Here is a 13418-nt window from a genome sequence, read left to right as displayed (position 1 = left end):
GGCGGGACGACGCCGGCGGGACGGGGTGGTCATGCGCGGCCTCGTTGGTGGGGCACTGTGGGGATGCCGAAGAGGCGCTGGTGTTCGTCGAGATGCGCGGCTCTGGCGATGGCTTCGGACCGGATCGGCTCCTCCGATGCGACTGCCTCGGCCAGGGCCGGCTCGTTCAAGGCTTCGCGAGCCACCTCGGCCAGCGCGGATGCTTCGCGGGTCGTCGTCGCGTGGGTCACGGCCTCCGGGCCGCCCGGGACCTCCGCGGCCAGGCGGCGCAGCAGGGCGGCCGCGCCGGCACTCGCGCTCTGCCGGGCCGCGGCGAACTCGGCCACCCGCACCGTGGCCGCGAGCTGGTGGGCGCGGTTGACTGCGGGCGTACCCAAGCGGTCTTGAATGTCCCAGGTCGAGAGGGTGACCGTCGCGCGGACCGCCGTGAGGTCGGGGTTGAGGCCGGGGCAGATCGCATAGGGCCGCGGCGTGGTCCTGCGCTCCTCCTCGCGCAACAGCGTGACCATCGCCGGCACCGTCAGATCACCGTCGAAGAACGCGGTGTGCACCTCAACCAGCAGCCGCGCCGAAACCGGCACCCCGAGCAGCAACAACGCATGCCGTGCCTGCTCACGGAGGCTGGGCAAGGTGCTCTGACGGGTCATCTCGGCCGTTTCCGTCGGGGGGTCGCCGGGTCGACACTAGATCTTCGCGCACCAGCCGGGCAACGTCCGCTCGACGCACCGCAATTCACCCCGCGGAGCTGAATAATCGCGCATATCGGCCTACCGACCAGGTACGCGCTACGTTCGAGCTATGCCGAAGGCTATCTGGAACGACGAGATCATCGCGGAGAGCGGCGACACCGTGGTTGTCGAGGGCGTGACGTACTTCCCTCGCTCCTCGCTGCGGGAAGACGTGCTGCGCCCCTCGGACACCCACACCGTCTGCCCGTGGAAGGGCAAGGCTTCCTACTACACGCTGGAGTCGGGTGATCACGTGACGCCGGACGCCGTCTGGTTCTACCCCGAACCGAAGCCGGATGCCACCGCGGTGCGCGATCGCGTCGCCTTCTGGAAAGACGTCAAGGTAGAGGTCTGATGCCGGCGGGGGCCCGCTCACGCCATGCGCGGGTGGGCCTCCTCGATCGCGGCCACCTCGAGGTAGTCGAGCATGTCCTTCTGCTCGGCCGAATCCAACGCATAGAACGCTTCGTACGCCACACTCCGCGCGTGCCCGGTCTCGGCCGCGAGCAGCGCGATGATCCCGGACCAGGCCAACGACACCCGGTCGAAGAGCCGCGCGGACCGCAATGACGACAGCCGGCTCAGCATCGCCACCTTGGTCGCGGCGTCGTCATCGTGCCCGACCCGGTCGGAAAGCTCGAACAGCGCCTTGCCGCGGTATGGATGCTCGGACTCCACCAGACGCGCCAGCTCGGCGTTGTCCATCTGCTCGACCGGCGGCGCCGGCCCGCGACTCGGCAGCGGAGGATTCGCCACTCCTCGTCCCCTCTCGTCCCCCAACGAAAACAATCCCCCACCGACCGTAACGGTCCGCGGCTCAGCGCGCTCGGCTGTCCCGCCCGCTCTCGAACCCGTTGCCGGGCGGCTGGTGCGGCAACGTCGGCCGATTTTCAAAGGTCGGGAACGGCGGCGGGGCCGGCATCACCGGCTCGTCCGGCTCCTTGGGCTCCTCGGGGAACCGCTGCGCGAAGCTCTCCAGCACCGCCTTGCCGGTCTCGGAATCCGCGCCGACCGTCTCGTCGATCGCGGTGGCCACCTCTTCGGACAGCCCGTGCTGTGCGCGATGCATGGTCCGCAGAATCTCCTTAGCCAGATCGGCGCCGCTCAACCGGTGCACCCGGTCGTCCAGCCCGAGCGCGGTGACGTTCCCGCTGCTGTTCACGCTGACCCGGACCGCACCGTCAGCGCCGGTGGCCGACGCGGCCAGCACGGCGACCCGGTCGGCCAGCGCGGCCGTCGCCGCCGAACGACCCACCGAGACCTGCGTGTGCCACGACCGCACCCACTCCTCCGCGTCGTCCAGATCAGGACCCAGCACAGTTTGTCCTCCGTTGCCGATTTTCATCCTGTGTTGGCGTCCTATGAGATCACGAGTCCGCAATCCCCGAGGACCCGGTGTGTGGGCGCGCCACGACGTCACCCGACCCGGCGACCGCGCCGTAACCTAGCGGCAATACATTGACCGTTGCCGGTCGGCAAATATCCCGGTCGGCAGGGAGGCAGCGGCCTTGATTGGCAAGGACACACCCCCGCAGTGGGAGTCGGACATGGTCGATGTGTCCGAACTGTCGCTGTCGGAGTTGACCAGGCTCACCGACAGCGAGGACTCCGTGTTGGCCCGATCCATCCGGCGCCTGACCGATGACCTGGCAGACCCCGAGGAACCGATCGCCGGTTTCAACTCCGCGCTCTGATGCGCCGGCACACGCTCAGTGATGCCGCCTTCGTCGCGCTGGGCGCGGGCCGCCCGTCGCAGGCGACGGTCGACGAGCTGCGCCGCTCCCAGCTCGGACGCCACCTCCTGCTCGCGAGATCCCTCAAAACCCCTGACGTGTACGCCGCCCTGACGGCTCTCGAAAGCACCGACCCACCGGCGTTCCGGCGTGCCATCGCCAACCCGCTCTTCGGCGCCTGGGCCGCCCACACCCTCCGCACCATCGGCGCGCAACCGACCGGCGGCGGCCACACGGCGGAAAGTGGCGGCGGCGCGGGGATCAATGCCGCGGCGGACGACCACGGCGCGGAAGGCGACCACGGCGCGAGCGCGGCGGGCGGCATCGCTGAGGCGCCTTCGGGGATAGTTGAGCTGTCGGTGAGCGAGGCGCGGACGCTGGTCGCCGAGCATGCGGGGCTCGCGATCGAGGTGCGACTCGAAGATCGAGACGAGCGACGGGGGCTTCTCGGTCTTGCCCCGACCGGGCCGCTCGATGATCGAGAGTTCGAGCTTTGGCAGGCCCGCTTCACCGAGGCGTGGCGGATCCTGGCCGGCCGTCATCGGGATGCGGCGGCGCTGCTTTCCTCGGCGTTGATCTGCGTGGTGCCGGTCGAGGCCGACGCCGCGGCGGCCGGGATCAGCGCGTCGTCGGCGGATGCGTTCGGGGCGGTGGCGATGTCCGCGCCGGCGGATGGGATGAGCCTGGCCGTCGGGCTGCTGCACGAGATCAACCACAGCCTGCTGAACGCGACCAGCCACCTCTTCGACCTGCACCACCGGCCGCATGCGCTGGGCTACTCCCCCTGGCGGGACGATCCGCGGCCGACTTCCGGGGTGCTGCACGGCGCCTATGCCTATCTCGCGGTGACCCGCTTCTGGCGCACCGAGTCACGGGCCACCGCCGACCCGATCGCGGCGTTCGAGTTCTGCCGCTGGCGCGCGGCGGTGGCCACCACGGCGGATCGTCTGTTGTCCACGGGAGACCTGACCCCGGCCGGCACCCGCTTCGTCACCGCACTCCACGCCGAGGTCACCCCCTGGCTGGCCGAGCCACCGACGACGGCGGCCGGCCTGTCGATCGCCCGGCTGGCCGAGGTCGCCAACGCTGATCACTACGCACGCTGGCGGCTGCGCAACATGGCGCCCGAACCTCGCGACATTGCCGCCCTCGCCGACGCCTGGCGCCGAGGCGAGCCCGCCACCGCCGTGAAATCCCGCCTGATCCTCGACAGCCGGCGAGCCCTATCGCACAGCCCCCGCCTCCACCTGATCCACCAACTCCTCCGCGAGTCCACCGCCGCCGCCAGCGCGATAGGCGCTGCAGGCGCCGAAGGCGCGACAAGCGCGGACGACGCGGCAGGCACGGCAAATTCGGAAGGCGCGCACGGCGCGGCAAGCGCCGTAAGCACGGACGGCGCGGCAAGCGCGGAAGGCGGATTGGGTGCGGCAAGCGCGACCAGCGCAGAGGCCGGGCAGAGCCCGGTCGGCGAAGCCGGCGAGCCGAGGGTGGACGGCCAGGTGGATCCGAGGGTGAGTGGGCAGGCGCGCGAGACGCGCGCTACGGCCTGGGAACTCGCTCTCCTGCGGGGTGATGACGGGACTTTCCGGCACGCGTATCCGGAATCTGAATTTGATCTTGATCCGACCGCCCTCGCCCTGGCCCTCGGCGTGGTCGACAAGATCGAGATCCTGGTCGCGCTCCGGCAGGCCATCCGGATCCAGCCCCCCGCACGAACCTCAGGCGAACCACCAGATGGCCGCGGGCCCTCGCTCGTCGAGTTGGCGCGCTTCTTGAACCGGTGAAGCGCTCAAGTGCGCCACCCCTGGGCCGATCTGGTGCCGCAGGAGGTGGGGCATGGCGCCGAGTAAGGCCATGGATCGGGTGCGCCGGGTGATCGACGGCGCGATGATCTTCGGGTCCCTGCTGATGCTGACCTGGCCCGTGGTGTTCGAGGAGCGGATCAATCTGTTCCTCGCGGCCGGCGTCGTGTTGTTTCTCGGCATCGGTGTGTTCTTCCTCGCCGAGCGCTGGCCGCTGCTGCAATATGCGCCGGTCGCCTCCGCCGTGCTGATGGCCGGCTACCGGCATCAACACGGCGTCGTTTCGCCCGAGCTCACCGGGCTGCTCATCGTGGTCTCGGCGATCATTCTGGTCCGTCAGTTCCTCGGCGCCCGCACCAACGACCACCTGATGCGCGACCTCAGCCGGCAGCGCGCGATCCTGGCCGGCCAGGCCTTCCGCGACCCGCTGACCGCGCTGGGCAACCGCAAGCTCTTCATCGATCACGCCACCGACGCGCTGGCCGATGCCGACGACACCATGACCGCCGTGATCCTCGTCGACCTGGACGGGTTCAAGGAGGTCAACGACACCTACGGGCACGCCACCGGCGACGAGTTGCTGCGCACGACGGCCGAGCGGCTGAACGCGAACGTCCGCACCAACGACACCGTCTCCCGGCTCGGCGGCGACGAGTTCGTGGTGCTTCTCCCCCGGCTGGCCGACGATCAGATCGCGGACACCGTGGCGAACCGGATCCTGCTCGACCTGGCCGCGCCGATCATGGTCGGCGACGTCGTGCTGGGCATCCGGGCCAGCGCCGGCATCGCGATCACCCGGGGCAGCGGCACCGTGGTCGACGAGGTGATGCGCGAGGCCGACGTGGCTCTCTACCAGGCCAAGGCGGACGGCAAGGGCGTCGCCCGGCGGTTCGACCCGGCCCAGTTCGCGATGGCCGAGCAGCGCCGGCGGGACGAGGCCGAGCTGCGCCGGGCCGTCGACGAGCACGAGTTCGAGGTGCACTACCAGCCGATCGTCGACCTGGACGGCGAGCGGACCGTCGGCGTCGAGGCGCTGGTCCGCTGGCGTCACCCGGAGCGTGGTCTGCTGCCGCCGGCCGCGTTCCTGGACCTGGCCGAGGCGATCGGGCTGCTGCCGCGGCTCGGTGGCTGGGTGCTCGAGCAGGCCTGCGGGCAGGCCGCCGTCTGGCAGGACGAGACGCCCGGCTTCGAGCTGAACGTGAACCTGTCCGCCTCGCAGCTCGGCCAGCCGGATCTGATCGACGAGGTGCGCGGCGTGCTCCAGCGCACCGGGCTGCCGCCGAACCTGCTGGTGCTGGAGCTGACCGAATCGGTCGCGCTGACCGACCTGGTGGAGTCGGCGCGGGTGCTGAGCGCACTCAAGACGCTGGGCGTACGGATCGCGCTGGACGACTTCGGCACCGGCTTCTCGTCGCTGAGCCACCTGGGCACGCTGCCGGTCGACGTGGTCAAGATCGACCGCTCGTTCGTGCAGGCCATGCAGGAGAGCTCGGGGGCTTCGGTGGCCGAGGCGGTGTTGCAGATCGCGCGCACCTTCGACCTGTCCCCGGTGGCCGAGGGTGTGGAGAACGCGTTGCAAGCGGCCCGGCTGCGTGAGCTGGACTGCGCCCAGGCGCAGGGCTACCACTTCGCGAAGCCGATGCCCGCGGTCGAGCTGACCGAGCTGCTGGAGCTACAGCAGCGGCAGGTCGATGTCGGTTTCCAGTCGCTCGCCTGAGGCCGCTCGCGCCACCGTCGGGTGACCCTCGCCGAACGCCTTGACCAGCAACGCCGTCGCCTGCTCCTGAGCGGTCACGTCGGACGCGTCGAGGGCCACGTTCCAGGCGCACGCGGCGGTGTCCGGGTGATCGGCGCCGCGCACCAGGCGTGACCGCTGCAGGGTGTCCGCCGCGATCTCCCGGGCCGGCTGCCCCTCGCCGGTGTGCAGCATGTCCGCGGCCAGTCCGTTCGCGCAGGCCAGTGTGAACGGGTGATCCGGGCCGACGCTGCGCCGCAACCCGCTGAGCGCCTCGCTGTCGATGGTCCGCGCCTCCGCGAACCGCCCGCTCGCCCGCACCACCCCGGCCAAGTTTGCCGCCGCGGCCAGGGTGAACGGGTGCTCGTCGCCGAGCACCGCGTGGAACCGGGCCACCGCGCGTTCCAGCAGCCGGTGTGCCGCGTCGTGATCGCCGTCGCTGCGGGCCGCGTTGGCCAGCGACACCGTGGCGCCGAGCGTCTCCGGGTTGAGGTCGCCGAACTTCTGCCGGAACCGGGCCACGTTCGCCTCGGCCAGCTTGCGCGCGTGCGCCTGCCCCCGGCGCCGCGCGGCCACCGCGACGAACCGGCGCAGCAGCAGCACCATCGGGTGGTCCGCGTCCAGCGTGTACGGCCCGGCCAGCACCTCGGACGCCGCGGTGTAGTCGCCCAGCCCGATCAGGTCGAAGCCGAGCGCCCCGCGCGACGAGACCGTCTCGGGGTGGCCCTCCACCAGCACCGTCTGCCGGTGCCGCAGGATCTGCTCGTCGAGTGCCCGGGCGCCCCGGAAGTCGCCGAGCAGCCGCAGGTCGGCGGCCAGGTTGTTGGCGCAGCGCAGCGCCGTCGGATAGCTCTCGCCATATCGCCGGCGGTAGCGCACCAGGTTGTCCGCGTCGAGCTGCCGGGCCTGCTCGAAGTGGCCCTGCATGCGCAGGTCGGCGCCGACGCTGTTGGCGGTGGCCAGGGTGGTCTCGTCGTCGCCACCGAGCACCTCGCGCTGCAGCCGCAGTGTTTTCGCATTGAGGGTGCGGGCGTCGCCGATCCGGCCCACCGCGCGCAGGGCGTTGGCCAGGTGGAACGAGATCAGCAACGTCTGCTCGTCGGCCGTCCCGACCGATTCGCTCCAGCGGGCCACCGCCTGGGCGGCCAGGTCGCGGCTGGAGTCGTAGTCGCCGCTCGCATAGAGAAAGCGGACACAGTGCACGACGAGCTGGCGGGTCTCCTCGGACGCGCCGCCGAGCACGTCGGAGTGGACCAGGTGCGGGACGATCTCGGCGTATCGCGTCCAGGTGGTCGGCGCGTCCGGGTCGCCGGGGTCGGCGGCGGCCAGCATGCCGCGGACGGCGCGCAGCTGGGCGGCGTGCGTCTCGGAGCTGAGCTCCTGGCCGAGCATGCCGCGGATCAGAGGGTGCACGAGCAGGCGCTCGCCGGGCGGGTCGAGGTCGGCCAGGCCGTAGCTGCCGATCAGGCGCATCGCGGCGCGCAGCCGGCGCTCCAGCCGCAGTGTGCCGGCCAGTTCGGCGGGCAGGTCGAGGCCGCGGCCGGCCCACAGCAGCTGCCAGGAGACCGGGGCGCTGGCCAGGAACGAGCACAATTCGAGCAGTTGAGCGGCGGCCGGCGAGGCGGCCCGCAGGGCGTCGGCGGCCAGGCCCCAGGCCACCCGGATCGGGGTGGGGAAGGCCAGCTCGGCCGCCCGCTCGTCGTATTTGCGCAGGTAGTCCTCGGTGGACCAGCCGGCCGCGCTGCGCACCGCGACCGCCTGGGCGAGCGCCATCGGCACGTCCTCGAGCCGCTCGGCGAGGCGCTCGGCGTCGGTGGTGGACAGCTCGGGCAGGCGGCGGCGCAGCAGGTCGACGCTGTCCGGCCGGTCGAACACCGGCACCGGCACGGCCTGCGCGATCTCCGAGGTCCAGCGTGGGTTGCGGGAGGTGACCAGCACGTGCCCGGCGCCGCTGGGCAGGTAGGGCTTGATGTCCTCCGGCCGGTTCGCGTTCTCGAAGACGACCAGCCAGTTGCGATATGGCTCGCCGCGGCTCAGCGCGTCGCGGACCGCACCCAGCGTACGGTTGACGTCGCGGGCCTCGGGCAGGCCGAGACGCTGGGCGAGACCGACCAGCGCGGCCCGCATCCCGGCGGTCTGTTCCGCGGGGATCCACCAGACCAGATCGTAGGTGTCGGCGTAACGGTGGGCATACTCCACCGCGAGTTGGGTACGTCCCGTTCCACCCAATTGATGGTCGTCCGGTGGCAACAGCACCACCGGGCCGTTTCCGAGCAGGCCGCGCACGTCGGAGAGCAGGTCCTCCCGCCCGACGAAACGCGGATTGCGCGGCGGCAGCCCGCCCCGGATCGGCACACCGGACCCCTCTCGAGAGTGCATCTGCCGATTACGGTACGTGGAACGGCAGCCCCCACGAAAGTAAGGCTTTCAGTTGTCCGATGAAGTAGTGACCAGTCTGGACCGCGACGACGACGTCCTGACCGTGAAGCTGCACGGTGAGGTCGACGTGATGACGGTCGACCAGGTGCGGGTGGCGCTGACCGACGCACTGGCCGCAAGCCCCCGATCCCTGGTCGTGGACCTGTCCGACCTGTCCTTCATCGACTCGACCGGCCTGGGCGCGCTGGTCTTCGGGTTCCAGCGGTCCCGCGACGCCGGGGTGGCGTTCAAGCTGGCCCGGCCGTCCCGGGGCGTCCGCCAGATCCTGGTGCTCAGCGGCCTGCTCGAAGTGGTCGACCTCGAGGACTAATCTTTCCCGGTGCCGTCGCTTGCCGAGCCCGTCGTGCCCGCGGGCACGATGAAGTCTCACGTCCAGCCGGACGTTCACGATCATGGCCTCACGCTGCGCCCGTGGTTGCCGTCGGACCGCTCGGTGGTGGTGGCGGCCTATGCGGATCCCGGCATCCGGCAATGGCACTGCCGCACGATGACCAATGAGGAGGCCACCGACTGGATCGCGCACTGGCCGGGCCGGTGGCGCGCCGAGTCGGGGGCGGGCTGGGCGGTGCTGGACGAGGGCCGGGTGGCCGGGCAGATCAGCCTGCGGCAGCTGGACCTCTTCATCGGGTCGGCCGAGGTGTCGTACTGGGTGTTGCCGGCCGCGCGCGGGCGCCGGATCGCTCCGCGCGCCCTGGCCGCCCTGACCGACTGGTCGTTCCGGACGCTCGGGCTGCACCGCATCGAGGTGAACCACTCGACCGCCAACCAGGCGTCCTGCCGGGTGGCGTGGCATGCGGGTTACCTGCCGGAGGGCACCAAGCGGGCGGAGTTGCGGCACGCCGACGGCTGGCACGACATGCACCTGCACGCCCGCCTGGCCACCGATCCCTAGGTCGTCGCCTTCGCCGGGAACGCCAGGCCGATGCCGGGCGCGACCTGCTTGAGGCGCTTGCCGGCCAGCAGGGCGAGGCTCAGCACCGCGGCCAGGATCGCCAGCCCGCCGGCCACATACCACGCGAGGTCATAGTTGCCGAACTGGTCGCGGACCAGGCCGGCCGCGGTCGCCGCGATGGCCGCGCCGATCTGGTGCGAGGCGAAGACCCAGCCGAAGACGACCGCGCCGGACGCGCCGAAATACTCGCGGCAGAGGGTCACCGTCGGCGGCACGGTGGCCACCCAGTCCAGGCCGTAGAACAGGATGAACACCACCATGCTCGGGTGCGCGGTGGCCGCGAACAGCGACGGCAGCACCAGCAGCGAGAGCCCGCGCAGCGCGTAGTAGCCGCCGAGCAGCAGCCGGCTGTCCACCCGGTCGGTGAGCCAGCCGGAGGCGATGGTGCCGACGATGTCGAAGAGGCCGACCAGCGCCAGCAGGCCCGCCGCGGTGGTCTCGGTCATGCCGTGGTCGTGCGCGGCCGGGATGAAGTGCGTGCCGACCAGGCCGTTGGTGGTGGCGCCGCAGATCGCGAAGCCGCCGGCCAGCAGCCAGAACGGTCTGGTCTTCGAGGCCTCCTTCAGCGCCCTCAGCGCGTTCCGCGCGGCGCTGCCCTTCGGCTTCTCCGGAACCGGCTCGTCTCCGGTCGCGCCATAGGCGCCGACCCCCAGGTCGGAGGGCTTGTCGCGCAGGCGCCAGAAGACGAGGGGTACGACCGCCAGCGCCGCGAACGCCACCGTGAGGGACGCCGCCCGCCACCCTGACGATTCGGTCAGGTTGGCCAGCAGCGGCAGGAAGACCAGTTGCCCGGCCGCGCCGCCCGCGGTCAGCACGCCGGTGACCAGCCCGCGCCGGTGCACGAACCACCGGTTGGTCACGGTCGCGACGAAGGCCAGCGCCATCGAGCCGGTGCCCAGCCCGACCAGCACACCCCAGCAGAGGATCAGCTGCCAGCTCGCGGTCATGAAGACGGTCAGCCCGGATCCGGCGGCGACCAGCAGCAGTGCGGCCATCACCACGCGCCGGATGCCGAACTTGTCCATCAGCGCCGCGGCGAACGGCGCGGTCAGCCCGAAGAGCAGCAGGTTCACCGACACCGCCGCGGAAATCGTGCCCAGCGACCAGCCGAACTCCTCGTGCAACGGGCGCAGCATCACGGACGGCGTGGCCCGGAAGCCGGCCGCGCCGACCAGCGCGACGAACGCCACCACGGCGACGAACCAGGCGGGATGCACACGACGGGTCTTGGTCACGGATGAAGTCTCCTGAAGAAAGATGCTCCCGACGAGTGGCCGGAAAGCCAACATGCGCAAGAATCGAGCCATGGCCCACACCATCGCGGTGCTCGCGCTCGATCACGTCGTCGCCTTCGATCTCGGCGTCCCGTCCCAGGTCTTCGGCGCCGCCCGGGACGATCAGGAGCAACGGCTCTATCGGGTGCGGGTGTGCGGCACCGGCCCGATCCGCAGCATGGCCGGCTTCGACGTGACGCCGTCGTTCGATCTGTCCGAGCTGAGCACCGCGGACACCGTCATCATCCCCGGCGTCGGCGACGGAAGCACCGTGATCGACGGCACCCTGGACCCGGTCGTCGTCGACGCCCTGCACGCGGCCCACCGTCGCGGCGCCCGCATCGTCTCGATCTGCACCGGCGCATCGGTGCTCGCCGCCGCGGGCCTGCTCGACGGCCGGCCGGCCGCGAGCCACTGGGCCTGGGCGCGCCGCCTGGCCAGGCTGTATCCGCAGATCACCTGGGACTTCGACACCCTGTTCTGCGACGACGGCGACATCCTCACCTCGGCCGGTGTCGGCGCCGGCGTCGACCTCTGCCTGCACATCATCCGCAGCGACCACGGCAGCGCGGTCGCCAACCGGGCCGCCCGGCGCTGCGTGGTGCCGCCGTGGCGGGACGGCGGCCAGGCGCAGTTCATCGAGCGGCCGGTGCCGATCGCGGCCGGCGCGGGCACCGAGAACACCCGGGCCTGGGCGCTGGAACGCCTGGCCGAGCCGGTCAGCCTGGAGGACATGGCCGGGCACGCCCGGATGAGCGTGCGCACCTTCACCCGGCGGTTCCGCGACGAGACCGGCCTCAGCCCGGCCCGCTGGCTGCTGCGGCAGCGCGTGGATCACGCCCGCACGCTGCTCGAATCCACCGACCTGGCGGTCGACGCGGTGGCCCGGCGCTCGGGCCTGGGCAGCGCCACCGCGCTGCGCCAGCATCTGCAGGCGACGATCGGCGTCGCGCCGTCGGCTTACCGCCGCACCTTCCGGCTATCCACCACACAACCGTCTCAATAGCGGCAAACTGGGCTAAGACTATTGTCATTCGGCCCGAACAGGATGTCGTGGATCAGACCTTTCGCCCGCTGTTGGACGCGCTGAAGCAAATCGGCGTGGACGCGGCTGCGGTCGACCGTGCCGCCGAAGAGGCGCAGCGCAGCGGCCGGTCGGTGCGTGCGGTGCTGATCAACGACCAGGTCGTCACCGAGGAGCAGCTGACCTCGGCGGCCGCGGCGGCGTTCGGCATCAACACGCTCGACCTGGTCGGCTTCAGCCCGGATCCGGCCGCGCTCAAGCGCATCCCGCTGCCCGTCGTGCTGCGGCACCGGGTGCTCGGCCTGTCGATGAGCGACGGCGAGATCGTGGTCGGCGTGACCGACCCGGGCGACGTGGTCGCGCTGGACGACGTGCGGGCCTCGACCGGCATGACGGTGCGCCCGGTGGTGGTCGCCCGCAGCGAGGTCCGCCGGATCATCGAGAAGCTGCAGCGCGAGGACAGCGACCTCGGCGACATGGCCGACACCAGCCTCGACGACTCGGCGATGACCGCCCAGGCGTCCGGTGCCGACGACGCCCCGATCGTGCGCTACGTGAACAGCCTGATCGAGCAGGCAGTCCAGAACCGCGCGTCCGACCTGCACCTCGAGCCCACCGAGGACGAGATGCGGGTGCGCTATCGGATCGACGGCGTGCTGCACGAGCTGGACACCGTCCCGCGCGGCGTGATGGCCGCCCTGACCAGCCGCCTGAAGATCATGTCCGGCGTCGACATCACCGAGAAGCGGATCCCGCAGAACGGCCGCATCACGGCGCTCATCCGGGACCGCCAGGTCGACCTGCGCACCGCCACGCTGCCCACGGTCTGGGGCGAGAAGATCGTGCTCCGGGTGCTCGACACCGGCGGCATCGACCTCGACCTGGCCAAGCTCGGCTTCACCCAGTACAACCTGGACCGCTTCGCCGAGTCGTTCACCAAGCCGCACGGGATGGTGCTGGTCACCGGCCCGACCGGGTCCGGAAAATCCACCACGCTCTATGCCACCCTGGGCCGGATCAGCAAGCCCGAAATCAACGTGATCACGGTGGAAGACCCGGTTGAGTACCGCCTGCGTGGTGTGAACCAGGTGCAGGTGAACGCGAAGGCCGGACTGACCTTCGCGGCCGTGCTGCCGGCGATCCTGCGATCCGACCCGGACGTCGTGCTGATCGGTGAGATCCGGGACAGCAACACCGCCCAGATCGCCACCGAGGCCTCGCTCACCGGTCACCTCGTGCTCTCCACGCTGCACACCAACGACGCGCCCGGTGCGGTCACCCGGCTCACCGAGATGGGCATCGAGCCGTTCCTGGTGGGCTCGTCGCTGGACTGCGTGCTGGCCCAGCGGCTCGCGCGCCGGCTGTGCGACTGGTGCAAGGAGGCGTACCCGCCCACCGAGGAGGAGTTGATCGGGGCGAAGTGGCCCTACCAGGATCTGAAGATCCCGGAGCTGCTCTACCAGCCGATCGGCTGCCGGAACTGCGCCAACACCGGCTATCGCGGCCGGATCGCGCTGCACGAGGTGATGCCGGTCTCGGCCGAGATCGAGTCGCTGACCATCCGCCGCGCGTCCTCCAACGAGATCCGCGAGGTCGCGGTCGCCCAAGGCATGTACGACCTGCGAGCCGACGGCCTGGCGAAAGCGGCCGGCGGGCTGACCAGCGTGCGAGAAGTCTCCCGCGTCGCGATCTAGGTCCTGATCGAGCACTGGCGAATCAGCGGAGCGCGAA

Annotated in this window: 13 protein-coding genes; 8 read left to right on the top strand and 5 right to left on the bottom strand. The window is 71.0% G+C overall.

The genetic code is table 11. The features are described from left to right. Positions 1 to 29 precede the first annotated feature (29 nt). The gene (locus ACZ6TI_RS11760) at positions 30 to 647 is read right to left on the bottom strand and encodes a hypothetical protein (RefSeq protein ID WP_465344949.1); all 618 of its coding nucleotides are present in this window, start codon (positions 645 to 647) and stop codon (positions 30 to 32) included. A gap of 151 nt (positions 648 to 798) precedes the next feature. Between ACZ6TI_RS11760 and ACZ6TI_RS11755 the strand changes: the two genes are divergently transcribed. After that, entirely contained in the window at positions 799 to 1083 is a 285-nt protein-coding gene (locus tag ACZ6TI_RS11755; protein ID WP_465344948.1) for a DUF427 domain-containing protein, read from the top strand. Positions 1084 to 1100: 17 nt separating this feature from the next. Here ACZ6TI_RS11755 and ACZ6TI_RS11750 read toward each other — a convergent pair whose 3' ends face one another. Together ACZ6TI_RS11750 and ACZ6TI_RS11745 are read right to left on the bottom strand one after the other, a co-directional pair. Further along, entirely contained in the window at positions 1101 to 1484 is a 384-nt protein-coding gene (locus ACZ6TI_RS11750; protein ID WP_465344947.1) for a hypothetical protein, read from the bottom strand. A 61-nt stretch (positions 1485 to 1545) separates the two neighbouring features. Continuing rightward, on the bottom strand, positions 1546 to 2046 hold the full coding sequence (locus ACZ6TI_RS11745; RefSeq protein WP_465344946.1) for a YbaB/EbfC family nucleoid-associated protein: 501 nt from the start codon (positions 2044 to 2046) through the stop codon (positions 1546 to 1548). A gap of 190 nt (positions 2047 to 2236) precedes the next feature. Between ACZ6TI_RS11745 and fxsA the strand changes: the two genes are divergently transcribed. Genes fxsA through ACZ6TI_RS11730 form a run of 3 tightly spaced genes read left to right on the top strand, consistent with a single transcriptional unit; the run spans position 2237 to position 5980 of the window. Further along, on the top strand, positions 2237 to 2422 hold the full coding sequence (gene fxsA, locus ACZ6TI_RS11740; RefSeq protein WP_465344945.1) for an FxSxx-COOH cyclophane-containing RiPP peptide: 186 nt from the start codon (positions 2237 to 2239) through the stop codon (positions 2420 to 2422). Then, on the top strand, positions 2422 to 4245 hold the full coding sequence (locus ACZ6TI_RS11735) for an aKG-HExxH-type peptide beta-hydroxylase (protein ID WP_465344944.1): 1824 nt from the start codon (positions 2422 to 2424) through the stop codon (positions 4243 to 4245). Before fxsA ends, ACZ6TI_RS11735 begins: the two co-directional genes overlap by 1 nt. Positions 4246 to 4297: 52 nt before the next feature. Beyond that, positions 4298 to 5980, top strand: coding sequence for a putative bifunctional diguanylate cyclase/phosphodiesterase (locus ACZ6TI_RS11730; RefSeq protein WP_465344943.1), 1683 nt, complete (start codon positions 4298 to 4300; stop codon positions 5978 to 5980). On the opposite strand, the gene fxsT is transcribed toward ACZ6TI_RS11730, so the two are convergent. Then, the gene (gene fxsT / locus ACZ6TI_RS11725) at positions 5936 to 8377 is read right to left on the bottom strand and encodes an FxSxx-COOH system tetratricopeptide repeat protein (protein WP_465344942.1); all 2442 of its coding nucleotides are present in this window, start codon (positions 8375 to 8377) and stop codon (positions 5936 to 5938) included. The genes ACZ6TI_RS11730 and fxsT overlap by 45 nt on opposite strands. Positions 8378 to 8444: 67 nt before the next feature. Here fxsT and ACZ6TI_RS11720 point away from each other — a divergent pair, with 67 nt between their 5' ends. Both ACZ6TI_RS11720 and ACZ6TI_RS11715 read left to right on the top strand, forming a co-directional pair. Continuing rightward, complete coding sequence (locus ACZ6TI_RS11720) at positions 8445 to 8747, top strand: STAS domain-containing protein (protein WP_465344941.1); 303 nt, start codon at positions 8445 to 8447, stop codon at positions 8745 to 8747. A 9-nt stretch (positions 8748 to 8756) separates the two neighbouring features. After that, a complete protein-coding gene (locus ACZ6TI_RS11715) occupies positions 8757 to 9329 on the top strand; it encodes a GNAT family N-acetyltransferase (RefSeq protein WP_465344940.1) in 573 nt (190 codons plus the stop codon). Here ACZ6TI_RS11715 and ACZ6TI_RS11710 read toward each other — a convergent pair. Next, the gene (locus ACZ6TI_RS11710; protein WP_465345003.1) at positions 9326 to 10675 is read right to left on the bottom strand and encodes an MFS transporter; all 1350 of its coding nucleotides are present in this window, start codon (positions 10673 to 10675) and stop codon (positions 9326 to 9328) included. The two genes, ACZ6TI_RS11715 and ACZ6TI_RS11710, sit on opposite strands and share 4 nt — an antisense overlap. 19 nt (positions 10676 to 10694) lie before the next feature. Here ACZ6TI_RS11710 and ACZ6TI_RS11705 point away from each other — a divergent pair, with 19 nt between their 5' ends. Both ACZ6TI_RS11705 and ACZ6TI_RS11700 read left to right on the top strand, forming a co-directional pair. Continuing rightward, on the top strand, positions 10695 to 11669 hold the full coding sequence (locus ACZ6TI_RS11705; RefSeq protein WP_465344939.1) for a GlxA family transcriptional regulator: 975 nt from the start codon (positions 10695 to 10697) through the stop codon (positions 11667 to 11669). 47 nt (positions 11670 to 11716) lie between these two features. Continuing rightward, positions 11717 to 13381 carry a GspE/PulE family protein gene (locus tag ACZ6TI_RS11700; RefSeq protein WP_465344938.1) on the top strand — a complete coding sequence of 555 codons (1665 nt, stop codon included), beginning with the start codon at positions 11717 to 11719 and terminating at the stop codon, positions 13379 to 13381. Positions 13382 to 13418: the final 37 nt, after the last annotated feature.

The organism is Actinoplanes sp. NPDC051388, from assembly GCF_055586225.1.
This window is presented reverse-complemented; position numbering and strand designations above follow the sequence as displayed.